Annotated in this window: 22 protein-coding genes and 1 pseudogene; 13 read left to right on the top strand and 10 right to left on the bottom strand. The window is 31.4% G+C overall.

Features of this window, described 5'->3' with window-relative positions; genetic code table 11:
- Positions 1–97: 97 nt before the first annotated feature.
- The 3 genes and pseudogenes from CDO51_RS01955 to CDO51_RS01940 all read right to left on the bottom strand — a co-directional run bounded on the left by CDO51_RS01955 (position 98) and on the right by CDO51_RS01940 (position 3949).
- Positions 98–1402 carry a TldD/PmbA family protein gene (locus CDO51_RS01955; RefSeq protein ID WP_089022610.1) on the bottom strand — a complete coding sequence of 435 codons (1305 nt, stop codon included), beginning with the start codon at positions 1400–1402 and terminating at the stop codon, positions 98–100.
- Positions 1395–2776 (bottom strand): annotated as a pseudogene (locus CDO51_RS01945) (TldD/PmbA family protein). Before CDO51_RS01945 ends, CDO51_RS01955 begins: the two are co-directional and overlap by 8 nt.
- A gap of 132 nt (positions 2777–2908) precedes the next feature.
- Positions 2909–3949 (bottom strand): PRC-barrel domain-containing protein, encoded by a 1041-nt coding sequence (locus CDO51_RS01940; protein ID WP_089022607.1) that lies wholly within the window; start codon positions 3947–3949, stop codon positions 2909–2911.
- Positions 3950–4102: 153 nt separating this feature from the next.
- Here CDO51_RS01940 and tsaE point away from each other — a divergent pair, with 153 nt between their 5' ends.
- The 8 genes from tsaE to CDO51_RS01900 all read left to right on the top strand — a co-directional run bounded on the left by tsaE (position 4103) and on the right by CDO51_RS01900 (position 13286).
- Positions 4103–4570 carry a tRNA (adenosine(37)-N6)-threonylcarbamoyltransferase complex ATPase subunit type 1 TsaE gene (gene tsaE / locus CDO51_RS01935; RefSeq protein ID WP_089022606.1) on the top strand — a complete coding sequence of 156 codons (468 nt, stop codon included), beginning with the start codon at positions 4103–4105 and terminating at the stop codon, positions 4568–4570.
- Positions 4571–4572: 2 nt separating this feature from the next.
- On the top strand, positions 4573–5277 hold the full coding sequence (gene tsaB / locus CDO51_RS01930) for a tRNA (adenosine(37)-N6)-threonylcarbamoyltransferase complex dimerization subunit type 1 TsaB (protein WP_089022605.1): 705 nt from the start codon (positions 4573–4575) through the stop codon (positions 5275–5277).
- Positions 5270–5749 carry a ribosomal protein S18-alanine N-acetyltransferase gene (gene rimI, locus CDO51_RS01925; RefSeq protein WP_089022604.1) on the top strand — a complete coding sequence of 160 codons (480 nt, stop codon included), beginning with the start codon at positions 5270–5272 and terminating at the stop codon, positions 5747–5749. The genes tsaB and rimI overlap by 8 nt, the downstream gene beginning before the upstream one ends.
- 13 nt (positions 5750–5762) lie before the next feature.
- Positions 5763–6794: a tRNA (adenosine(37)-N6)-threonylcarbamoyltransferase complex transferase subunit TsaD gene (gene tsaD / locus CDO51_RS01920; protein ID WP_089022603.1), complete on the top strand. Its 1032-nt coding sequence runs from the start codon at positions 5763–5765 to the stop codon at positions 6792–6794.
- Positions 6795–7174: 380 nt separating this feature from the next.
- Positions 7175–8548: a UDP-N-acetylmuramate--L-alanine ligase gene (gene murC / locus CDO51_RS01915; RefSeq protein WP_089022602.1), complete on the top strand. Its 1374-nt coding sequence runs from the start codon at positions 7175–7177 to the stop codon at positions 8546–8548.
- A gap of 24 nt (positions 8549–8572) precedes the next feature.
- Positions 8573–9898, top strand: coding sequence for a DUF512 domain-containing protein (locus tag CDO51_RS01910; RefSeq protein ID WP_089022601.1), 1326 nt, complete (start codon positions 8573–8575; stop codon positions 9896–9898).
- Positions 9899–9970: 72 nt separating this feature from the next.
- Positions 9971–11095 carry a glycosyltransferase family 4 protein gene (locus tag CDO51_RS01905; protein WP_089022600.1) on the top strand — a complete coding sequence of 375 codons (1125 nt, stop codon included), beginning with the start codon at positions 9971–9973 and terminating at the stop codon, positions 11093–11095.
- Positions 11085–13286: a hypothetical protein gene (locus CDO51_RS01900; RefSeq protein WP_089022599.1), complete on the top strand. Its 2202-nt coding sequence runs from the start codon at positions 11085–11087 to the stop codon at positions 13284–13286. The genes CDO51_RS01905 and CDO51_RS01900 overlap by 11 nt, the downstream gene beginning before the upstream one ends.
- Here CDO51_RS01900 and CDO51_RS01895 read toward each other — a convergent pair.
- The gene (locus tag CDO51_RS01895) at positions 13283–15151 is read right to left on the bottom strand and encodes an ABC-F family ATP-binding cassette domain-containing protein (protein WP_089022598.1); all 1869 of its coding nucleotides are present in this window, start codon (positions 15149–15151) and stop codon (positions 13283–13285) included. The two genes, CDO51_RS01900 and CDO51_RS01895, sit on opposite strands and share 4 nt — an antisense overlap.
- 123 nt (positions 15152–15274) lie before the next feature.
- On the opposite strand from CDO51_RS01895, the gene CDO51_RS01890 reads away from it, so the two are divergent.
- Positions 15275–15664 (top strand): hypothetical protein, encoded by a 390-nt coding sequence (locus CDO51_RS01890; protein ID WP_089022597.1) that lies wholly within the window; start codon positions 15275–15277, stop codon positions 15662–15664.
- 231 nt (positions 15665–15895) lie between these two features.
- On the opposite strand, the gene CDO51_RS01885 is transcribed toward CDO51_RS01890, so the two are convergent.
- Positions 15896–16609 carry a ThiF family adenylyltransferase gene (locus tag CDO51_RS01885; protein WP_089022596.1) on the bottom strand — a complete coding sequence of 238 codons (714 nt, stop codon included), beginning with the start codon at positions 16607–16609 and terminating at the stop codon, positions 15896–15898.
- Positions 16610–16761: 152 nt separating this feature from the next.
- Here CDO51_RS01885 and CDO51_RS13680 point away from each other — a divergent pair, with 152 nt between their 5' ends.
- Complete coding sequence (locus CDO51_RS13680) at positions 16762–16932, top strand: hypothetical protein (RefSeq protein WP_158212269.1); 171 nt, start codon at positions 16762–16764, stop codon at positions 16930–16932.
- Complete coding sequence (locus CDO51_RS13675) at positions 16929–17084, top strand: hypothetical protein (RefSeq protein WP_158212268.1); 156 nt, start codon at positions 16929–16931, stop codon at positions 17082–17084. Before CDO51_RS13680 ends, CDO51_RS13675 begins: the two co-directional genes overlap by 4 nt.
- 514 nt (positions 17085–17598) lie before the next feature.
- Here CDO51_RS13675 and CDO51_RS01880 read toward each other — a convergent pair.
- A complete protein-coding gene (locus CDO51_RS01880; protein WP_089022595.1) occupies positions 17599–18657 on the bottom strand; it encodes a mechanosensitive ion channel family protein in 1059 nt (352 codons plus the stop codon).
- A 205-nt stretch (positions 18658–18862) separates the two neighbouring features.
- On the opposite strand from CDO51_RS01880, the gene CDO51_RS14575 reads away from it, so the two are divergent.
- Positions 18863–18985, top strand: a complete 123-nt coding sequence (locus tag CDO51_RS14575; protein ID WP_240503460.1) for a helix-turn-helix domain-containing protein — start codon at positions 18863–18865, stop codon at positions 18983–18985.
- 174 nt (positions 18986–19159) lie between these two features.
- Positions 19160–19345 (top strand): hypothetical protein, encoded by a 186-nt coding sequence (locus CDO51_RS15165; RefSeq protein ID WP_338044558.1) that lies wholly within the window; start codon positions 19160–19162, stop codon positions 19343–19345.
- Positions 19346–20279: 934 nt separating this feature from the next.
- Here CDO51_RS15165 and CDO51_RS01870 read toward each other — a convergent pair.
- From CDO51_RS01870 to CDO51_RS14130, 4 genes are all read right to left on the bottom strand, one after another.
- Positions 20280–21128 carry an isopentenyl transferase family protein gene (locus CDO51_RS01870; RefSeq protein WP_089022594.1) on the bottom strand — a complete coding sequence of 283 codons (849 nt, stop codon included), beginning with the start codon at positions 21126–21128 and terminating at the stop codon, positions 20280–20282.
- 87 nt (positions 21129–21215) lie between these two features.
- Positions 21216–22061: a TIGR02452 family protein gene (locus CDO51_RS01865; RefSeq protein ID WP_089022593.1), complete on the bottom strand. Its 846-nt coding sequence runs from the start codon at positions 22059–22061 to the stop codon at positions 21216–21218.
- 147 nt (positions 22062–22208) lie between these two features.
- Entirely contained in the window at positions 22209–22334 is a 126-nt protein-coding gene (locus CDO51_RS14890) for a hypothetical protein (protein ID WP_276206983.1), read from the bottom strand.
- Positions 22335–22524: 190 nt separating this feature from the next.
- A complete protein-coding gene (locus CDO51_RS14130; RefSeq protein ID WP_205842067.1) occupies positions 22525–22824 on the bottom strand; it encodes an adenine nucleotide alpha hydrolase family protein in 300 nt (99 codons plus the stop codon).
- Positions 22825–22932: the final 108 nt, after the last annotated feature.

Below are 22932 nucleotides of genomic sequence, written 5' to 3'. Positions count from 1 at the left end.
GTAATAACGTATTCATTTAATAGAGAAAAAATGCTTATTGAGGGAATAAGAAAAAGAAAAGTGCTGTTAGAACAGCACTTTTCTTGTAAAAACTATATTACTTTGCTGTGATATCCACGTTATCTAACATAGCGTATGGGAATAAGAAGTTTCCTATCCACTTGGTTTCCTGGCTAAAGTTAATTAGTTGGTGTTTTAATGCCTCAAAAGTATTAATAGACACCATACAATCTTTAATTCTTCCTAAAATTTTACCATTTCCAACAATGTAACCTAGAGAAATGTTTCCATTTACTTCTCCACTATAAGGGTTGCCTGCCCAAGCACCCATTAAATCTTTAATAATAATTGCTCGATCTAAATCTTTAATCATATCATTAATTGGTTTATCACCTGGAGTTAATACACAGGTATGAAAACCTGGACTAGGAAGTGATGTAGCCCCTCCTCTGATACCATGTCCAGTTGGTTTAAGCCCTAGTGATTTTGCTGTTAAAAGATCTACTGGGAAATTAGCAATTGTACCATTCTTTATTAAAGGTGTTTCTTGGGTGATTACCCCTTCATCATCTACAGGGCACATGCCTGGTGAAAACGGTCTATGGGGCATATCTGTTAGGTTAAAACGTGCATCAAATAGTTGTTCACCGGTTTTATTCTTAAAGGGAGATACTCCCTTTTCAACACTTTTACCATTAATACTAGCAAGTATAGGCCGTAAAAATTCACTCATTGCTTCTGGAGCGAAAATTACTTTGTATTTTCCACTAGAAACATCTTTTTCTTTAACACCAAAATGTAGATCTTGTAGTAATTCTTCTTTCATTGCTGTTAGGTCACTAAAGTATCTAGGTAATTTTTTTTGTTGGTGTATACTAAGAAAGCTAGTACCTACTAACAACATGGCTCCACCACTTACTGAAAAAGAAGTTTTTTCGTATTGAGTATCAAGACCAAGTGAGTTCTTTATTGCAATTTTTGTTTTCACTTTTTCAACAGCAGCATGAGCAAGTGCGTCAGTATTTTTACTTTTGATAGTATCTACTATTTCTTCACCCATTTCCATCATCTTAGTCATAGAAAGGTCAAGGATATCTTTATCATACATGTTTTCTAAAGGTTCAGGAGTAGTAGAAGGTAAGTTAGCTTGAAATTCTCTTCCAAACTGACTAGTTTCTCTTGCTTTATCTAATAGTTTCTCAGGTTCTTCAGTTGTAGTTGTACTACAAAAACCTTGCCTTCCTTCAGGGTTAATTAACCTAACAGCTGAACTTTGTGTTTCTTGTGTTTTAATATTTTTTAGTTTATTATTTTCAAATTCAACTGGAGTTCTAGTCTGAGTTACTGTGAAAATCTCAGCTTGTTCTCCATTCTTTCGCGCTAGGGATAAGAGCTTATCCATCAGACTTCCCTCCTATGATAACATTCTCAACTCTTACCGACGGAGAACCTTGGCTGGTAGGTAGAGGACCTTGACCTCCTTTACCACAACCTCCTCCGGAATCTTTAATCCTAAGGTCATTAGAAATCGCAGATATATTATTTAATGTTTCAAATACATTTCCAGTCAGGTTTACATCTCTTACCATTTCTTCTACTTGACCATTTCGAATCATATATGCTTCTCCAGCTTTAAAAGTAAACATTTCTCCATTAGTTTGTCCTCCATAGGCATCTAGAGCGTAAACTCCTAGATCAATATCTTTGATCATATCTTCTAAATTAGTGTTACCTTGAGCTATGCAAGTAGTACGCATTCTACAGATAGGGGGGTGATTATAATTTAGAGCACGAGCATTACCTGTTGGTTTTTCGCCCATTTTAACAGCTGTTTCTCGTGTATGTAAACGTCCCACTAACTCACCTTCTTTAATCAAATAAGTTTTTGGGTAGGTACACCTTCATCATCATACTTAAGATATCCTCTAGCACCACTCGCATTACCAGTGTCATATATATTTAAATGTTCTCCTCCAAACTTAGTCCCTAATTGCATAATTTCTTGGAGCTTTTTGTTTTCATATATATGGTCACTTTCACTTAAATGACCAAAGGCTTCATGCACAAATACACCGGCAAGTGTCGGATCAAGAATTACGGGATATTTCCCTCCTGTTATAGGTTTTGCATTAATCATTTTTACTGCCTTATCACAGGCAACCTTAACTTTGTCATGAAGTTCACGAACTACACCAAAATCATCACCACCACCAAAACCGACTCTTGACATTTGAGTGGTATTTTCATCAGTTGCTAAAGCGACAATGTTTCCACCCAAATCTACTTTTTCTTGCTCGATATAGGTACCTTGATTATTGATATAGTATAAAGTAGTAAAGTTGTCAAAATAGCTTATGCGCGAACTAGCAATTGGATTACCATAACTTAAAATTATATCATTATATTCTTCTAATAATTCTTTTTTTCGAGTTAAGCTAATACTAAATGGATCATCTCTTAAATCAGCATAAACATAATCTACAATAGGCTCAACCTCAGCAAAATTAGTTTTATCTGGGATTCTTTTTCCTACTAGTTGTGCTTGGGTGATTGCAAGATCTACCTTATCAGAAATATCATCCATGTTATTAAATGAAACAAAACCAACTCCACCTTTGAAAAAAGCTCGTACACAACCTCCATAGTTATCAGATGAATCTATTCTATCAAGTTCTTTCCCTTGGTATTCTAGTATATTATTGTGGCTCTTTTGAACACGAATTTCAATATAATCAGCTTTCTTACCTTTAAGTGCAGATTGAAGGTATTCTTTCAAAATGACGTACCTCCTTATGACAATAATTTATTCTTGACTAACCTTTGATTCGTTACATAGACCTTGTTTTCCTGTTTTTCGCTAAAATATAAAAGAAAAAGAACTACCTATTTTAGGTAGTTCTAGCGTGACCTATTTTTTTCTCATATTTTGAAATCTACGTTCTAGAGAAGTAACAAAGTCATCAACTTCTGAAGCTGTAATTGAGGCTGCTAGTCGTAATAAATCGTTTTTATCTGTAATGGATTCTATGTCCCTGGTTGTGATAGGTTCGTCTTGCTTTTTTAAAATTTTATCATTGTGAGAAACTACTGTATAAGCTGGTTTTTTGTTAATTAAAAAGTTTTTTAACCGCTCTTCTATATCCTCACCAGCATTATTGATAACATCTCTAAGTTTTGATTGCCATTCAAGTTGGTCTTCACTATGTTCATATTCTTGGTTAGTTTTTTGGATTGGCTGAGAAGGTTCTTCTTTAGAAAACTCAGTAGGGTGATAGTTTCCTGCTACAAAAGCTAAGGTTTTTAAAGCATTACATTGTATAGCCATATCAACAGTTTCTGGAGCAATTATTTCACCTTCTTGGACGATAACTCCCGCTTTGCCATCTTGAACTGTTTGGGTAGCCATTTTTCCTATTAGCTCATCTGGGTTAATTTGTGAAGCGCTAGCTGTTGTTTGTTCATCCATATGAGTTGTCATTTGAATCGTATCATAGGTTGAAATAACATAATCAACACCTAGAGTCAGAATTTGTTCAGCAGAAACTTCGAATTCTGAATGTTTTTTATTATTTTTGCTTAATACTAAACTTGTGAGCTCTCCACTAGGGAAATTGAAATAATAATCCCTACAAATTCCTAAAAACTCACCATGATCAGTGATAACTTTTTTACCAATAGGTGTTAGCTCAACAACTTCATTAGGTAAGTTAAGTTCTTCTTTAGTAATAGCAGCTTCTTCGTGTGGAATTGTAACGGCATGTACTCCTATAGTTTGAATATTTTGTATTTGAACCAGGTGAGATCTAGTAGAAAATATTTTATCACCACCAAACTTTAAGGCAATCACACTTTTTTGATATGGATCTAATATTACATCAGTAACTTTTCCGAGCGATTTCCCTTCATCTATAGAAATTACTGGTAATGAGAGTAAGTCACTCTTTCTCATAAATAATCCTCCCTCTTAAAAGTTTGTTACTTCTTTAGTATTTCCATAATATTTTTAAATATTATCGATCATTTTAGCCATGATTTTATTTGATTAGAATGGTATAATGTGAAGAAACCCATAATTTAAAATTGTATAATAAGGAGAATCAGAATGATTGTAAAAACTACTTCAACTGATCACACAATGAAAATAGGAGAACGGCTTGCACGAAAGTTGAAACAAGGAGATATCCTACTTTTAACAGGTGATTTAGGAGCTGGGAAGACAACTTTTACAAAAGGGATTGCTAAAGGTTTAGCTATAACAGATCATGTTACAAGCCCCAGCTTTACAATTATGTCACAATACCCAGGTGAGAAAGTTTATCTTTATCATTTTGATTTATATCGAATTGAGGATTCAGAGGAATTTTTAGAACTTGGGCTAACAGATTTTTTATACGGTAATGGAGTTAGTGTAGTTGAATGGAGTGAAAAACTCGAAGAATATCCTGATGAATATCTAAGTATTGATATAAAGCTAGACCCAGAGGATGCAGAATCAAGATTAATTAATTTTACTCCACAGGGAAGCCATTTTAAAGAAATTCTCGAAAAACTTTCTCAAGAGGTGTTCTAACTATGAAAGTATTAGGGATAGATACAAGTACAAGAACCTGCTCTGTAGCTTTAGTAGAGAGCAGTACCCCTATAGGTGAATTTACAGTACATGATAAAAGAACACATTCTGAACGGTTAATGCCTCTTATAGATAGTATATTTAAAAATACGGGTATTAATCCTTGTGATTTATCAGGTATTGCTGTTTCAAAGGGACCAGGTTCTTTTACTGGTTTAAGAATAGGAATAGGTACAGCTCAAGGATTATCTATGGGCTATGAAATACCATTAGTTGGTGTGAGTACCCTAGATGCTTTAGCTTTTCAACGTGCTAAAAAAGGTTATGTATGTCCTGTTATGGATGCTAAAAGAAAAGAAGTCTATACTAGTTTATATAGAGTATCAGAACAAAAGTTTGAACGAATTTGGGATTATCACGTTATCTCACCTGAAACACTTGTAAATAAGCTGTCAGAGAACTTTAAAGATAATGAAACTATTACTTTTACAGGTGATGGTGTTCAAGTTTATGAACAAAAGCTTAAGTCACAAAACTTCAATATGGATTTTACTTTTAAAGAGTTAGAAACTAACCGTGCTTTTATGGTTGCTCGTTTGGGTTTAAAGAGTTTGTTGAAAGGTGAAGGATTTTCTCCACATAAAATTTCACCTATGTATTTAAGAAAATCAGAGGCTGAAAGAAAGCGGGAGAATTGTCATGATTGAAAAAACTTTTTCAGATTATAGTATTAGAGGAATGGTTAAAGATGATATCTCAAAGGTGATGGAAATTGAAAAATGCTCCTTTAATTCTCCTTGGTCTGAGAATGCTTTTTTTCATGAGTTAGAAAAAAACTTTTTAGCTACTTATTTTGTTTTTGAACATATTCATGAAGAAGGAAAAGAACTATTTGCTTATGGTGGATACTGGTTGATACAAGATGATTGTCATATTACAAATATAGCAGTAGATCCAAATTACCGAGGTATTGGAGTTGGTAGAGTAGTATTAATTTCACTTCTCACCCATGCAAAAGAAAGAGGGGCTACACGGGCTACCTTAGAAGTTAGAAAATCTAACGAAAGTGCTATTAGATTATACCAAAAACTAGGTTTTGAACAATTAGGTATACGACCTAACTATTATCAAGATAATAATGAAGATGCAATTATCATGTATAAAATAATTGAAAAGTGAAAGGGTGAAACTATTGGTTGAGAGAAATCCGTGTTACATCCTTGGGATAGAAACTTCGTGTGATGATACAAGTGCTTCTGTTGTTTCAGATGGTTATAAAGTACATAGTAATGTTGTTGGCTCACAAACAGAAGTACATTCTCTTTATGGAGGAGTTGTCCCAGAGATAGCTTCTAGAGAGCATTTAAAACTATTATCACCATTAGTTAAAAAGGCAGTAACAGAAGCGGGTATAACCTTTAATGATCTTTCTGGAATTGCTGTAACAAAAGGTCCGGGGTTAGTCGGTCCACTTCTAGTAGGAGTTTCCTTTGCAAAGTCATTTGCTTATGCAAAAGAATTACCCTTGATCCCTGTTAATCATATTAAAGCACATATCTTTGCAAACTTCTTATCTAGCTCAACAAATAAAGGAATCTATCAACATGATTTTCCATTGATTGCTCTTGTGATTTCTGGAGGTCATACAAGTATATATTACATGAAAAGCTATGAGACATGTGAGTTAATAGGTAGTACTCGGGATGATGCGTGTGGTGAAGCATTTGACAAAATAGCTAGAGCTTTAGACCTTGGTTATCCTGGAGGACCTTTAATAGAAAGTGAAGCTTTCAAGGGTGAACCAAGTATAGATTTTACAAAACCGAAAATAGATAGTAAATATGATTTTAGTTTTAGTGGATTAAAAAGTTCAGTGTTAAATTACTTGAATAAAAAGAAAATGAAAGATGAGAAGTTTAGTGTACCAGATGTATGTAGTAGTTTACAAAGTACTGTTGCTGAAATTCTTGTTGATAAAACAATTAAAGCTGCTTTAGATACTAATGTTAAGACGATTCTATTAGCAGGAGGGGTGTCTGCAAATAGAACAATTAGGACACAGTTTACTAATGAAGCTTCGAAGCATGATATTAAACTGTGTTTTCCAAAGTTAAATTATTGTACAGATAATGCTGCAATGGTGGCTTCATTAGGATATTTTAATTATAAGTTAGGGTTAACCGGAACATTAGATATGAATGCTGTTCCAAATTTGACTCCTTAAGATGATCCCTCTATAACTGATAGGGGGATTTTTTATTTATAAAAGGATGAAATTAATTATTAATATCCACAATGTTATGTTGAGTGCCTGTGGATAATGTGAAAAATTAACATAAAACTTGTTGGATCGGGGAAAAAGCTGTGGATAAACCTGTGGAAACTGTGGACTAAATGAAAATTTCAACAATTCCATCAACTTTGTTAATTCTTGTCATAAAAGAATAGATAGAAATTTGTATTACTAAACATAATTTAGTAGACATTGTTAAATAATAATCTAAAAAACACAAAAAATGTATGATATAATAAAACACGTATTTACTAAAACACATAATATAAAATATAGAATGTTCACTAGAACTCTAGGAAGAGAGGGGTATTATGTTAAAAGGGTTTCAAAAGATACATTTTATAGGTGTCGGTGGTTATGGAATGAGTGCATTAGCTCGAATTTTATTAGCTAAGGGCTTTTATATATCCGGTTCTGATTTAACACCATCTAACCGTACAGAAGCATTAGAGGATTTTGGGGCTGAAATATATTATTCCCATGAAAAAAATAATATTTTGGATAAAGACTTAGTAATTTATTCAACAGCTATACCAAATAACAATCCTGAATTAGAAGAAGCAATTAATCAAGGGACACCTAGGTGGCATAGGTCGGAGTTATTAGCAGAGATTTTAAATAGTAAGTTTGGGATAGCTATCGCAGGTGCCCACGGAAAAACAACTACAACATCAATGTTATCTGTAATATTAGAAGACGCTTCTCTAGATCCTACTTGTATTATAGGGGGAGAAGTCTCAGAACTTAATGGTAATGCTAGAGCAGGGAAAGGTGAATACGTTGTAGCTGAAGCCTGTGAGAGTGATAATTCTTTTTTAAGGTATCATCCAAACATTTCAGTTATAACAAATATTGAAGCTGATCATTTAGAACATTATGATGGCAGTTTTGAAAAACTATTAGATTCATATAGACAATTTATTGATAACCTTGAGAAAGACGGATGTTTAATGATTTCTTGTGATTGTCAATATTATGATTATTTGCTTAAAGATATACCCCAAAAACACTTAACTTTCGGTTTATCAGATAAAGCAGATATACAGGGTCTAAATGTTACGTTAGAAAAAGGTTATACAGCCTTTAGTGTCTTTGAAAAATTAGATGGAAATCAGTTTGATATTGAGCTTTCGGTACCAGGAGAACATAATATATTAAATGCATTAGCTGCTATTTCAGTAGCATTGGAATTAAATATAGAGCCTAGTGTTATACAAAAGGCTTTGAAACGATTCACTGGTGCTAAAAGAAGGTTTACTCATATTGGAAGCTATAAGGACGCTGTAGTAGTGGATGATTATGCTCACCATCCAACAGAAATAGAGGCGACGCTTAAAACAGCAAAAGAGCAAACAGATAATAGAGTTATTGCTATATTTCAACCTCATCGTTATTCGCGAACACAATTTCTTTTAGAGGATTTTTCAAGATCATTTGATAATGCTGATATAGTAATTTTAAATAAAGTTTTTGCTGCTGGCGAAGAACCAATTTCAGGTGTGAATACTACAACTTTAAAAGAAAAGATACTCACAAACTCATCTGTTCAGAAAGTTTTAGAGATTGATAATATGGACGAGATAGTAGATTATGTTTATAAAAATGTAGAAAAGGGTGACTATGTTCTAACAATGGGCGCTGGTGATATATGGAAGGTGGCTAAAAACATAGTGGAAAATAATTAGGTTATTACAGAAGTAGGTGAAATCATGGAAGCTAAGGACTATTACGTATTTCGTTCAGTATCAGAGTTGAATATACTTCCTTTGGGAAGTATGTGTAATTTAAATTGTATTTTTTGTAGTCATAAGCAAAATCCTCGCGATATCAATGTTATAAATCTACCTCCTATAGGAACAGAAGAAGTTAAGGAACTCTTTGATTTTATTAATCCCAATAAAAAAATCACCATTGGTGAATCAGTAACTAGAATAAATGAAGGAGAACCTTTATATCATCCTTATATTAAAGAAATATTAATAGATTTAAGAAAAAAATTTAACGATACAGTTATTCAAATAACGACAAATGGTTCATTACTGAATGAGTCACTAATTAAGTTTTTAAAAAGCTTAGAACCAATTGAATTGAATATTTCTCTTAATACAATAGAATCATGTAAGCGTAAAGAAATTATGGGTGATTCTACTGGTATTGATCCAACAAATTTGTTACAACTTTTATCTAAATATAAGATAAATTATCATGGTAGTGTTGTTTTAATACCTTCAGCTATGAGCGTATTAGATATAGAGTTGATTGTTGAAAAACTAGAAAAATTCAACTCTAAATCTTTGCGTGTATTTTTACCAGGATATACTAAACATTCACCTAGACACGAAATACAGATATCAGATGATGAATCTGAATATTTTAGAGAACACTTAAATGCTATTAATTCTAAAGTAAATATTCCAATTTTAGTGGAACCACCGATTACAAATAATCTACGAATGATCATAGAAGGTATTGTTCCTAACTCTCCAGCTTTTAAAGCAGGTTTGTTTTCAGGAGATGAGATTTTGCTTGTGGATGGAGAAGAAGTTTTTAGTAGAGCTGAAGGTTTTATGAAAATAAAACAGAAAAGCAGTCCAACTATAACAATTAAAAGAAAAGAAGAACAGTTCAATGTAACCTTAGATAAATCTTCTAAAGAATCATCTGGTATTGCTGTTACATTTGATATTGAAAAGAGTACTATTAATAAAATTTTAAGTACTGTCTTTGATAAAAAATCAATTGTATTAACTTCAGAGTTCGGTTACGGGCCTATAAAAATGGGGATAAATAAGATGTTACCATCCTTTGACGGTAAAGTAATTGCAGTTAAAAACAATTATTTTGGTGGTAATATTAAGTCGGCTGGACTATTAACAGTGTCAGACTTTAGATCTTGTTTAAAAGAACAGTTAGATGGACAAACTATACAAGTTATATTACCTAATAAACCTTTTGATGAAAGAGGTTTTGATTTAAGGAATGAGCATTATCAAAATTTACAAGATGAGTTTGGTATTACAGTAAATATTATCTAAGAAAATAACGTCCGAGAGGCGTTATTTTTTTTGCTTTTTAGGAAAAAATAATAGAGGAAAGGAGGATAATCCATGAAAATTTTACATGTAGTTAGACCAGTTAGTGGTGGTATCAAACGACATGTCAAAACTTTGACTAATACTTTACCAGAATATGAAATAAAGCCTATAATTTGTGGGCCATATAAGTTCTTTAAAAAAGAAGATTTTTCGTGCCATTATAATTTATCTATTAATGATGGGTTATCCTTTGGTACTGACTTAAAAAATATATTTGATTTAAGGAAAATTATAACCAAAACCCAACCAGATTTAATTCATGCTCACGGTTATAAAGCTACACTGTTAACAGATAGTGCCGTTAGATTTAGAAAGATTCCTTGGGTTAGTACATTACATAATTTTCAAACATGGGGAAGAAACGCGAAAATTACACAAGTAGGATTTAATTATCTAACTAGAAATGTTTTAAATAGAGCAAGAAAGATTTTTTGTGTTTCTGATGCTTTAAAACATGAATTGATCAACTGTGGGTTAAACGAATCAAAAGCAAAGGTCTTATATAATGGAATAGAGTTTAATAATTATCATTATCCACTCCATAAATCACAAACTATTATTGAAAATGATAAGAATTACGTAGCTTGTGTAGCTAGATTAGCTCCTGATAAAGGTGTTAAAAATTTTCTTATGACAGTAAAATATTTACTAAATAATTATCAGTCATTTGTAGATTGGAATAACCTACATTTTATAATTGTAGGAGATGGACCTGACAGAAAAAAGTATGAACAGTTTGCTTGGGATATTAAAATTTCACCCTATGTGACTTTTTTAGGATATAGAAATGATGTGCCTGAGATTTTAAAAAGCTCTAAGGCCCTATGTATACCGTCTAAGTACGAAGGATTGTCAATTACTGCGATTGAATCAATGGCTTCCTTATGTCCAGTTATAGCTACTAATGCTGGAGGCCTGAAAGAAGTTGTCTTAGATGGCAGTACCGGATTAATAGCTAGCACAGATGACCCAAAGGATATGGGAAATAAGTTGGTTTTACTATTAAAAAGTAAAAAATTAAGGCGTAAATTAATATTTAAAGCTTATAAACGGGCATTAGATAAATTTAGTGATAAGAAGATGGTTAGAGAAACTGTTAACTTTTATAAAGAGGTGGGAGGGAAGAATGTTTTATAATGTAATAGTTAAAGCTTTCTTTCTAGTAGGGTTCATTATAGTTTTAATGTCTAGTTCTCTACAAGTTTTTGCAGAAACAGAAGAGACACAACTCGCTTTAGAAAACGACAAAGATTTAGTTATAATATTGATACCAGGCCTTTCTCTACAAGAAGCCGTTAATGAAGGAAATTTAGAAAAGTTACAAAAATTTATATCAAGAGGGGCAATAGGTTTAATGAATCAGGGTGTATCTGGTAGGTATCATCCGGCAGCTTCTTATATCTCTCTCGGATCCGGGGTGAGAGCTACTACAGAACAGGACGCAAACATAGTGTTACAAAAAGAAGAAACTAATGAAGGTGTTACTGGTCAAACATTATACCATAGACATTTCGGTAAAAATCAAATCCCTGAAACATCAGCTTTGGTTCCAAATTTACCAATATTAGAAAGCTCTAATAATAAACTAAGACATACTGTTAATTTAGGTTCATTAGGTCATAACTTACAAGAAAGCGATACAGAGCTCTTCTACTGGGGAAATAGTGATACAAATGAAATAGAACGTTTTGGAGTATTAACATTTATGAACACAAAAGGGTATTTAGATAATACAATTATTTCTTCTGAAAAAACATTAACATATTCAAAAGAGCATCCCTATGGTAAAAAAACTAATTACGATAACTTGAAGGAACAATTGAATAGTAACTTAAATTCTAATTTAGATATTCAAATATACGAGTTAGGGGATTTATGGAGAATCAAACAATATTCTTCGAATCTAAAGGAAGATAGAAAATTAACACTCAAAGATGAAGCTTACAATGAAATAAATAATATACTTGAATTTATTGGTGATTATACAGATACTCATCAAGTTGTAGTATTGAACCCTGTTAATACAGTTTCAGATTATCATAGTGGACAAAGGTTAAACTTTTTTTTAGTTTCACCAGCTGAAAAACAAGGGTTGTTAACATCTAATACTACTCAAAGGACCGGGATAATTTCAAATTTAGATTTTGCACCTAGTCTTTTAAAACATCAAAATAACAATATACCTGAAACTTATTTAGGTGATGTTATAAACTTTAATTATGAAGAACATGTAGCTAAAGAACTGACAGATACTAAAAATGTATTTTTGCAGATACACCAAAATAGACCTTTGATTATACAAGGTTTTATCTTATTTCAAATTATAGTTATTCTTAGTGGTTTAATAAACAGTTTATTATTTAATAAAATTATTCCACTAGTTGATACTTTATTGCTATCAATGATGGTAAGCCCTCTATTATTTTTATTTTTAGGGGGATTTCCCGATTTAGAAATAGTAAAAACATCTATCATACTAATTTTAGGATCAATAGCTATAGCTATATTTATACAACATTACTTTGATACTAAAGATGCTGTTATATTATTAGCTTTATTAGTTAGTGGTTCGTTAATTTTAGATACTCTTATGGGAAATCAATTATTATATAAGTCTGTATTAGGTCATGACCCTATCTCTGGAGCTAGATATTATGGGATAGGAAACGAATTTATGGGAATTTTACTAGGATCTTATACACTTTTTATGTTAAGCTTTGCAGAGAAAAACCCCAGATTACTCTGGAGTTATGTGCCTGTTACTATTTTTATAGTTTATTTATTTGCTCATCCTCAATTAGGTGCAAACTTCGGTGGATTTATCAGTACAATAGGAGTTTTTGTGTTTGTTATTTTATTATTAAGGAATGATTTCAATATTAAAATAGATATCAAACTAATTTTATTTGGCGGAATAGGTATAGCTTTATTGGCTTTTGTATTATTAATAATTCTAAATACTAGAACAGAAGTTATTAGTCATTTAGGAAGGACCATTGAGTTAGTTAATAATCAAGGGATTCAAGAACTGTATAATATTATAATTAGAAAAGTGAGTATGAATATTTCATTGATAAGATATTCGATTTGGAGTAAAGTGTTATTAGCCTTTTTAGGTGTTTTGCTTACAATTTTAGTTTTTAAGCCAACAGATAAAATAAATCAGTTAAAGCGTACTTCACCATTTATATACAGAGCTATTCAAGCAAACGCTATCGGTAGTTTATTAGTTTTTTTACTAAATGATTCTGGGGTTGTTGCTGCAGCAACTATTATGATTTTTGTAGTTCCACCATTATTACTATATACTACTCCTAAAAAAGTTTAGATTTCTAGTTCATCTAATTGTAAATACAAATCATCTAATCTAGTGGTTAATTTTTGATAATTGATATTAGTTTCTCTAGCCTTCATTTCATCTTTATAAAGTTCTGGATCACCGAGTAAAGATTCTAACTGAGTTTTTTCTTTTTCTAACTGATCAATTTCTTCCATTACTTCTTCTGTTTTTTTATAAGTGTTAATATTTTTGTCATCTTTTTTTATCTGTTTTTTATGACTATATTTCTGTTTACTTTCCTTTTCATCTTGTTTAACTTTTGCTAATTTCTCAACAAATTCAGAGTAGTTACCAGTAAATATTTCTACTTTTTCATTTGAAACATTAATTAACTTTGAAATAATATTATCTAATAGATATCTGTCGTGTGACACTACTAGTAAAGTGCCATCAAAGTTTTTTAAAGCACTTTCAAGAGCTTCCCTGCCTGAGATATCTAAATGATTTGTAGGTTCATCTAGTAATAGAACATTAGCTTTTTTTATAAATAATTTTGCTAAAGTTAATCGTACCATTTCTCCACCACTGAGTGTTGAAACTAATTTATCCATTTGTTCTGAGGGAAATAAGAACTTACCTAATATTTTACGGATTTCTTCTTCCTTTGCCCAGGGAAGTTCTTTTCTAATCTCTTCAATCAAAGTATAATTATAAGAAAGGCTTTTTTGTTCCTGATCTAAATATCCAATCTTTATATTGCTTCCATATCTAACAGTTCCTGTTGACGGTGCAATAATATTTGCTATAATTTTCAACAAGGTAGATTTACCTGAACCATTTGGTCCCATGATTCCAATTTTCTCACCACGGAACACTTTTAGTGAAAATGATGAAAACAAATGGTTACCTTCAATTTCTTTAGAGATGTCTGACAAAGACAGTACTTCTTCGCCACTACGCCTATCTGAATCCAATTTTAATGATAGAGACTTTTCATTTTTAGGCTTTTTGAATGGTTCCATTCTTTCTAGCTGCTTTCGACGGCTCTGAGCTTGTTTAGTCTTTTGACCTGCAATATTTCTTTCAATAAACTCCTTTGTTTTTTCTATTTTCTTTTGCTGATGCTTGTATTCTTTCATAAGTTTTTCATTGTAAGCACTTTTGTCAGCTACATATTTTGAATAATTCCCTTTATATTCAGTTAAATTATAATCTTCTAACTCCCAAATAATGTTAACTGTTTTATCTAAAAAGTATCTATCATGTGTTATTATAACAAAAGTTATATCAGTATTTTCTAGATAATCTTCTAACCACGAAATACCATTAAGATCTAAATAGTTTGTTGGTTCATCTAAAATGAGTAAATCAGGTTTTTCTAAAAGTTTTTGTCCAAGAAAAGCACGAGTCTTCTCTCCACCACTAAAATTTCTAATATATCTATTAAAATCACTATCATTGAAGCCTAAGCCTTTTAGAACAGATCTGATGTGTCTGTGGATAGCATAGCCATTAGAAGCTTCAAAAGTTTCTCTTAAGTTTGAGTACTTGTTCATAATTCCCTCTAATTCTTTTTCAGAGGCTGTACCCATCAACTCTTCTAACCTTTGCATTTCTTTTTCGATTTTGAAAATATTATCAAAAACTTGTTTCATTTCTTGATACAAAGTTTTATTGATATCAAAGTTTGGAGCTTGAGACAGATAACCAATTGTGATATCTTTTTGGCTTATTACTTCACCTTGATCTGGAAGTAGCTCAGAAGTTAACACCTTAATTAATGTTGTTTTTCCAGCACCATTTTTGCCAACTAACCCGATTTTATCACCTGAATTGATTTGTGCTTTAATATTTTCAAATATACGAGTACTACCATAATCTTTAGTTAAATCATTGATTTTTAGTAATGCCATATTAACCACCCTCAAAATAAGTTTACAAGTAAATTATAACAAATAAATTGTTTTAAAAATAGTTCTAAAATCCAATACAAATCATATAATAATCATTATAGAGTAAATTAGGAGGTGTTTTGGATGTGGAAGAGATTAACTATATTTATTGTAATAACTTTTTTACTTATGGCTTTGATATCCTCAATTTATGCTCAAAACCAAGCTAGACAGGTTTCTACAACTGAAGAACATTACAGGATGGATAGTTATAAACTTAAAGCAATTCACAAACAAGGAATAGCTTTAAATGACTTTGGTAGTGTAATACAAAATGAAGAAGGAGAGCTTATCCATTGGAATCATCCTAGAAAATATTTCTGTGATTCTGGTTACTTAAGATATAAAAAGGATAATTCAAAAGTAATGACTTTTGAAGGAAATTATGTAAATGAAGCAGATCTTATTTCTATACCCGAAACTCATGTGGTTAAATCATTCATTAATAATTTATTAGTATCAAAAGATAAATAATAAAGTTAATATCTGATAAACTGTTGTCATACAGCAAGTCTTACCCTTGAAGATACTTACAATATCTTGTGTGTGAGAATTTTATTTTTTTAGATATGAAAAAACTCCCTTGTTATAGACAGTTTATTATTAAGGTTGTATATAACAAGGGGAGGATATATCGGGTATTTTTAAGTATTAGTCACATATTAGTACGAAATTTGTGATATCTGTTTTGTAATAAAACCTATGCTAAATATTTTTTGCTATAGAATTAACCACTTCTTGTGCTTGTCTATTTGCAGTCATAAACGAGTTACAATATGACAGATTATACTCATTTTTAGTTGACTTTGGTGTTACCTGATTTGTAAAGTCATGTTGGTTGCTATGTACAAGTGGGATATTTAAATCATTCACAGTATTTTCTAACAAAATACTACTATCTTTATCATTAGTTGCATCAACGACAACATCACATGGGTCTAATAATTGAAGAACGTTTTTTTGATTTAACTTAATGGAATAAAGTGTTGTAGATACTCCAGAATTAATTTTTTCTACCTGTTTTGCTGCAGCTGTGATCTTTTTGATTCCTATGTTATTTTCTATAGTAAAATTTGTTTCATTAAGGTCTTTATGATCTATAATAATTATATGTCCTATACCTATACGAGCTATTATTTCTATAACAGCTTTTCCTAGTTCACCAACCCCTACAACTCCGATTGTAGAGTGTAATAAAGATAATTGTCCATTAATACCTAAAGGGTTGTAGTTTTTAGAATAACGAAGGGGTAGAATTCCATTTTTTAATGAAAGTTGTTGAACCTTTCTTGGGTTGAGTTGGTATGTACTTGATAAATATAACTCATCTTCAATAGAAATAACATTAACTAACTCATTCTTAATTTCAACTTTATACTGAAATCTTTGTATTTCTTCAACTAGCCTAGGGATGGTCAAATTTTCACCTCCTTATCTGTTAATAGTTATTTATTAGCTCCTTGCAAAACTCAAAAAGTCTGCCATAAGAGGATTTTACAGGGTATTTCAACAGGAACCCCTCTACTTCATATCGAAATACTCATTAGGAATATTTCTTGGGAGGTGATCCTGTGAAAGATCAAATTTCTTTCTTTGATTACTCTGATGAGTTTCAAAAGTTAGATTCTCATTCGATACTCAAGAAACTTTCTGATTACATAAAAACCTTCATGATATTGAAAAATACAATAACTTTACAGCTGATGCCGGCTTTAATAGTACAGAAAAATATTGCTTCTTGATAGAAGAATGTTCTCTAATGCTAGTAATTAGTAAAAATCGTAAAAACTCTAAAAAATTAGGCAAAGATTTCAATGAAAATGGTATTCCTGTTTGCCCTAAAAACATTAACTTACTTTCAAAAATGATGGTTATTGTAATTCCCGTAAAATAATAAAGTGGGTTTGCTTTTGAGTAGAAGGAAAGTACTAAACGTTTCAGTAAATGTTGCATTCCATGTACTGATTCAAAGTATGACGTGTAATTTATACTTATCCTAAAGACAACTAACGCGAACATACTCCTATTTTCTAAGGGTTCTAAACTATAGAAAAGGTACAAGAAAAGATTAATGTCTGATTTTAATAGTGACCTTGTGAATTTGCTTTATCCGCTATTTCTCAAAATAATGTTGCTTTAATTGCTTGTAAGTCTGCATTTAACGAAAAAATCAATTCGTTGGATTGCCACTTAAGGAGTGATTCATCTTTTACCTTGAACTTTAAAATTCAAAAGGAATTTAATCTTTTTTAGCTAATTCGTTTTGCAAGCACCTATGTTAATAGTTATTTATATAAAAAGTATTTCTTGTTTAAACTTCTTGAAGACTTTTAGATTACCTTTTGGTACATGTTCCCAGTAAAAATAAAATGCTTGCTCTAAGCTCGAGCAAGCATTTTGCCAATTAATTAATTTTGTCCGATAACAACTCGTCTTGGATAAGGTATCTCAATTCCACTTTCATCTAAAGCTAATTTGAACCTTCTTCTTAACTCACGTTCCATAGCCCATTGTTCTCCTGGAATTGTTTTACAAAAGGTTCTAATATCAACACTAGAGTCAGCTAAGGCGACTACTCCTTGAACAGTTGGTTCTTCAACAATTTCAGGTAACTCCTTAACTGCTTTTTTACTTTCTTCTTTGAGAACTTCTATAGCTTTGTCTATATCCTCTTCATAAGCAATACCTACAGTGACTAATCCTAGCATTTCACCACGACTATAATTAGTTACCTTGCCAATCTCTCCATTTGGTATAATGTGAACTTGACCTGTCCATTCTCGTATTCTTGTTGTTCTTAACCCCAGCTCTTGCACTTCTCCAAATACATCTGCAGCTGTAACCCATTCACCAATACTATATTGGTCTTCAAACATTATGAAAAAACCTGTGATCACGTCTTTAATCAAGCTCTGTGCACCAAAACTGACAGCTAAACCAATGACACCCACACCTGCTAAAATTGAGCTAGTTTTAATTCCAAAGTTTTCTAGTATCATGATTCCAGCTAGAAAATAAACTGCATATACAAGAATACTTTTTAAGAGACCATTTAAGGTTTTTTTTCTTCGTTCATCCATAAGTCGTTCTTGATTTTGTTCAGTTTTAAAAATATGATCTATTACTTGTCTGCCGATATTAATGGTGATCTTAGCCAGAATAATGATACCGATAGTCTTTAAAATAATGACACCTAAAGCTCTAACTTCTGCAGGACCAATTACCTCTACTTTAAAAATTTCGAGTGATACCAATATAACTCCAAAGAAAAGGCCATACTTTAAAATGGTTCTCAAGCCCAAAAAAAGTATTTTACCTGTTTCTTCTGAAACATACCTTGATTCTTCAATTTTCATTATTCTTTTAATGATATGAAGACCTACTTTATAAATAGTTAGGGCAACAACTATAATAATAGCAATTTTTATTAAATTTTCACCTAGTTGAAGAACTGATATATTATCCATGAAATTCCTCCTTAATTTATATCTAAGATTATATCTTCTTTCTTTATTAACCAATTTCCTTCAAGATAAAATTATTGGCGATTTAAATTTTTATTGAATGCTTAATTGTAAAATGAAATTGAACTAAATGAAAACTCCATAGTAGACCCAACTGTAATATAATTAAATCACCGCAAAATAACTAATTACAGGAAGGATGCACACTATGGATTACTTTAATGATACACCAACTTCCCGCAAGAATAAACATCTAAATGATTTCGAGCGAGGAAAAATTGAGTTACTACATAAGCAAGGCTACAGCCCATACGCTATTGCTAAACTTTAAATAGAGCATCAAATTTAATTCGTAATGAACTAAAAAGAGGTACAGTAACCCAAATCAAAGCCCTTAAACTATGCAAAATTTATTATCCAGATACAGCTAAAAGAATATATGAACAGAATCGTAAAAACTGTGGACCTAAATTTAAATTTCTACAATGTGAAGAGTTTATTGCTTATGCTACAGATCTATTTTGGAACTCTGACTTTTCTTTTAGAATTTGCAGAACTTGCGTCGTTAGAAAAAACTAGCGAAACCAAGGTTTACTTTGCTCATCCTTATGCTTCTGGAGAGCGAGGTACTAATGAACGCCATAATGGCCTTATTAGACGGTTTATCCCAAAGGGTAAAATGCCTACTTGATTATTCGTGAGAAGCCATTGCTAAAGTTCAAACTTGGTGCAATACCTTGTCCAGACGGATCTTTGATTATCTAACGCCAGGTGAAGCTTTTATTGAACAGTGTGAGGTCTTACTTGAATGATTTTTATATTAAAGTTGGTACTAGTTCAATTTAATATTGCAATTCATGATTTTTATTGAATCTTAATTTATAAGTATTATGTCACTATTTTAACTTCACTGATGTATATCAGACCGTTTTAAAAAAATTGGTGGAAGCTTATAGAGAAATTTATTGATAAAGATGTAAAGGTCATAGGAAATGAAGAACCAGTTTTGGAATTTTATGTATGGTGACAAGTAGTGTATTTATTGAGCTAATGACAAATTTCCTCTCGAATAATGGCCATATTTCCCGGGAAATTGCCAACCTATGTCAATCTTTAGACTTTCAGGTGACAGTTTGACGATAGAGAAGAATTTGCTAATAAAGCAAAACTTCCCTAATGTTGATGAAATTTTTTCAGACATCGTTGGGTTATTTCTTTAATCTGAAAATACTTAACCAGCGGCCTTGTGCAAGATGTAGTCGAGCTGAAGATCTCGAAGTGAGAGAACAGAAACTGTGATCCTAACAAACGAATAAGCTAGCGCCTAGCAGATGCTTATGAGAAAATTCTCTTGGGGTAGAATTTAATTAGGCATTATTACCGGAGTAGCATTTACGAATTCAGATACAAAAGTGGTCGTGACGGAGCTTACTGGTTAGAAAATGTTAATTTATTTAAAAAGAAACAGAGAGCCAAACAGCTAATTTTCAGGTTTTTTGTTAAAAATTGTCGTTAAAGGATTTATAACATAGAAGAAAAGTATAAGCCAAACTTAGACAAGACAAAATCTATGGGTGAGGGGTTTTAGAAGCTATCTTAGATTTCTATAAATAAGTAGTTCAGGGTTAAATTCCTGAACTACTTATTTGTGGCTTTTCTTTTGAAAAGTCTACTTCTGATATAATCATTTTAACTTGAAGGTTATCTAACCCAGTTAAATTTGTTAATGTATGTTTTAGTACGTTTTTTAGCTTATCACCTAAAACATGGAAAGGTACATCTAAGTTTAAAGAAACTTGTACCTCTATAAGTGTGTTAGATTCTGTTGAAGTGATTTTGATATTCTTAATATTATTTAAGTTAATTTGTTGTTGAAGTGTAAAAAATGTCATATCTTGTAGTGCTTTTTCCTTTATAAAAACACCACCCAATGAATGAAACTCTGGTTTAACAACAGATTGTTCACCTAAATATTTAGTAGACCCTTTGCTAGTAATCATTAATTTTAACTGGTCTAGTAAAGGTACCCTAAAATTCTTTCTGACTTCAACGGGAGAAAGGGGGACAACATGCCGTCCTCTACTTCGATGATTTTTTGCTCTTATTCGTTCTTGAGTAGTAGTTATTGTATTAATGTCTATCCAGTGACCAGGAGAGTTTAGTTCTAGATGTTTTACTATTTTATTAATCATATTTTTTGAAGTTCCGATAATTAAAATTTTATCTGGATTGGTTTTATTAATTTTTTCTTTCATTTGTTTTGCGTAATCTTTATTGTCAAAAATAGCACGTTTTACTGCTTTTATTTTATTTTTTTCTTGTTTTCCTGAAACAGATCCATCGATTCTCTTTCCTTTATATATAAGTAATCCATCATCGATAATTAGTGGAATATTATATTTATAAGCGATGCTAATAGCTCGGTGGCTTTTACCAGTACCACTCTTTCCATATAGAGCGTATATTTCAGACAAATTATCACCTACCTAGATTATCTTCTATAAAATATATTACATGATAATAATATATTTTATTCTTAAATTCAAGTTTAATGGTGTTAGTCAACTGTTTAATAGAGTTTTTTTAAAAATCTTATAAGTTGGATTGTTTGAATCTCCTAAAATAGCAAACACAATTTTGTTGAATAAAATTGCCTTATTCTTTAGATTCTCTTCGAAGTATCTTGCTACATCATTAACATCATTTTCAAAAACACCACAACCAAATGCTCCAAGAACAATAGAATCATGGCCAAGAAAAGAAGCTAAACTAATAATTTTGCTAATTCGACTTCTCATAATAATTTCAATCAAATTGATATTTTCAGGTTCTTGAGTTGTTACTATTTTAGCATTAACCGCTGGAGCTGTTATGAAAGAAGTGTAAAAAGGTTTATCAAGAAGAGTATCATTTATATCTCGAAATACAGGTACTTCTGGGGAATAAATCATATAATCGGTATATAGTGCAGAAGAAAAAGCTTTATTTGCTACATAAAATTCTTTTTTACTATTGATACTACTATATAGACTAGAAACTCTACAAAGACTTTCTTCTTGAGCACTGTTTCCATTTAAAAAACCTCCACCTGGATTAATAGCAGAAGCAAAATTAAGACAAACTGGGTTATAACCATTTACATATAATCGATTTGCAGCTGCTAAGGTATCTTCAGTAGTTACTTCGATTGGGTAAAAATCATCTTCTTTATGTATTAAATTCTGTTCTATAATCTTTTTTTCTATAGATTGTAATTTATGAGGGCTAAATAGTTCAGTATTTGCAATACTTCTTTGAATGAACTCTTTAATATCAACCCATGAATTATTGTTATTGTAGTAGCCACCTTGATCAATAATTTCTAAAGTATCTTTAGCTACTTTAGCCCTTCTTTCTCTAGAAGTCATATGTATCCCTCCTATAGAAGTTTTTACAAATAAGCTATGAAAAAAAGCTTCTAATTATTTGTGTACTTTTGTTACATCGAGGTTTTTAGCTTTCATTTGTTTACAAAAACTACATTCTTTTATATTATTCCCTGTTGGTTCTTTACATTATTTTTGACACATAGATAGACTGACAGTACTATTATCTGTACCAAAAAACTTTTTTTCTTCCCGTAAGAACCCTAAATAAAATTGATTTTTAGTTCCAGGTGACTTTTCTTCTAAGCTATTCATAACTTTTTTATATTTAAACGTACTTGCACCTTGAGACATGGGACATTCTTCAAAGATATATTCTATATTTTTTGTTAAACAATAGGCTGCGGTATCACGTTTCTGTTAGTCTAATTAAGGGTTTAACCTTTTTTGCTAATCCGCTAATATTAGGCATATTAGGTGACTGTCTTTTGAGATAACTTGTTTGTCAGTGTAGGGTGTTACCTAATAGGGTTGAGGTTTCATTATCTAAATTGTGGCCAGTAGCAATCACTTTATAATTACCGTACTTTGTCATTACATTCATGATATATCTTTTTATAAGTCCACATGCTGAACAAGCTGAGCGAGGGTTATTTTTTGCTAAATCTTTAACTCCAGTATTATAAATTTGTGGTAGAGAGACTACATATAAATTACTTTGCAATTTATTATTTAACTTGTCAATTTTATCTAAAGATGTTTTTGAATATTTATCTACTCCTAAATCGATATATAGCCCGTCCACGTTATAACTTCTTGTTATTAAAATATCCTACAATGCAGGGCTGTCTTTTCCTCCATAAATTGCTACTAAAACTTTATCCTTTTTATTAAACATCTTGAATTTCTGGAT

It is taken from the genome of Natranaerobius trueperi, assembly GCF_002216005.1.
GTDB lineage: Bacteria > Bacillota > Natranaerobiia > Natranaerobiales > Natranaerobiaceae > Natranaerobius_A > Natranaerobius_A trueperi.
Note: the sequence above shows the minus strand (reverse complement) of the source record. Positions and strands in the feature narration are given on the sequence as shown.

What these genes read in the sequence shown, in the direction of transcription:
- rimI (WP_089022604.1), top strand. Translation starts at nt 5,270, where the DNA reads ATGATTGAAAAAACTTTTTCAGATTATAGTATTAGAGGAATGGTTAAA.
- tsaE (WP_089022606.1), top strand. Translation starts at nt 4,103, where the DNA reads ATGATTGTAAAAACTACTTCAACTGATCACACAATGAAAATAGGAGAA.
- CDO51_RS01910 (WP_089022601.1), top strand. Translation starts at nt 8,573, where the DNA reads ATGGAAGCTAAGGACTATTACGTATTTCGTTCAGTATCAGAGTTGAAT.
- murC (WP_089022602.1), top strand. Translation starts at nt 7,175, where the DNA reads ATGTTAAAAGGGTTTCAAAAGATACATTTTATAGGTGTCGGTGGTTAT.
- CDO51_RS01890 (WP_089022597.1), top strand. Translation starts at nt 15,275, where the DNA reads ATGTGGAAGAGATTAACTATATTTATTGTAATAACTTTTTTACTTATG.
- CDO51_RS15165 (WP_338044558.1), top strand. Translation starts at nt 19,160, where the DNA reads ATGCTACAGATCTATTTTGGAACTCTGACTTTTCTTTTAGAATTTGCA.
- CDO51_RS01905 (WP_089022600.1), top strand. Translation starts at nt 9,971, where the DNA reads ATGAAAATTTTACATGTAGTTAGACCAGTTAGTGGTGGTATCAAACGA.
- CDO51_RS14575 (WP_240503460.1), top strand. Translation starts at nt 18,863, where the DNA reads ATGGATTACTTTAATGATACACCAACTTCCCGCAAGAATAAACATCTA.
- CDO51_RS01900 (WP_089022599.1), top strand. Translation starts at nt 11,085, where the DNA reads ATGTTTTATAATGTAATAGTTAAAGCTTTCTTTCTAGTAGGGTTCATT.
- CDO51_RS01880 (WP_089022595.1), bottom strand. Translation starts at nt 18,657, where the DNA reads ATGGATAATATATCAGTTCTTCAACTAGGTGAAAATTTAATAAAAATT.
- CDO51_RS01940 (WP_089022607.1), bottom strand. Translation starts at nt 3,949, where the DNA reads ATGAGAAAGAGTGACTTACTCTCATTACCAGTAATTTCTATAGATGAA.
- CDO51_RS01955 (WP_089022610.1), bottom strand. Translation starts at nt 1,402, where the DNA reads ATGGATAAGCTCTTATCCCTAGCGCGAAAGAATGGAGAACAAGCTGAG.
- CDO51_RS14890 (WP_276206983.1), bottom strand. Translation starts at nt 22,334, where the DNA reads ATGAATAGCTTAGAAGAAAAGTCACCTGGAACTAAAAATCAATTTTAT.
- tsaB (WP_089022605.1), top strand. Translation starts at nt 4,573, where the DNA reads ATGAAAGTATTAGGGATAGATACAAGTACAAGAACCTGCTCTGTAGCT.
- CDO51_RS01895 (WP_089022598.1), bottom strand. Translation starts at nt 15,151, where the DNA reads ATGGCATTACTAAAAATCAATGATTTAACTAAAGATTATGGTAGTACT.
- CDO51_RS01865 (WP_089022593.1), bottom strand. Translation starts at nt 22,061, where the DNA reads ATGACTTCTAGAGAAAGAAGGGCTAAAGTAGCTAAAGATACTTTAGAA.